Here is a 440-nt window from a genome sequence, read left to right as displayed (position 1 = left end):
CATAACCATACCGGTAGGTCATGTTTAAGCTATCCTCATCTGTCTGTCCCTGAAAGGGATTGTCCAATTCTTGAAGGGCTAGATAGTTGCCTTCTTCGGTCAATTCCTTTAGTTCTTCTTGATCCTCATCAGACAGCTTGTAAGCAGGTTCTTTATATAAGTCAGACATGGATTTAATAGAATCTCCACCATTTAAGTCTGTCCACACTTGACTGAGAAACGCTTTGTAGGTCACACCACCTGCTTCCATGAAATCGTCAATCTTATAGTCTTGGTATTGATGATTCATATAAACCATAATCTCATCAATCTTGGTGTAATAGGTAATTCCCTTTTCGTTGGATCTAGTATGCTCCGCATCTTCCCACGTCATGTGGGTATAGGCCTTGGTCAATTCCATCTCATCTTGTTGAATGACACTGCTACCTGAGACACTCATG

The 440-nt window shown here is 41.1% G+C and carries 1 pseudogene; it reads right to left on the bottom strand.

The window, feature by feature from the left end:
- Nucleotides 1-440: pseudogene (locus ACHUFA_RS11050) on the bottom strand (phage tail tip lysozyme); the annotation flags it as partial.

The sequence above is a fragment of the Streptococcus hepaticus genome, assembly GCF_043656315.1.
In the GTDB taxonomy this organism is placed as follows: Bacteria; Bacillota; Bacilli; order Lactobacillales; family Streptococcaceae; genus Streptococcus; species Streptococcus hepaticus.
This window is presented reverse-complemented; position numbering and strand designations above follow the sequence as displayed.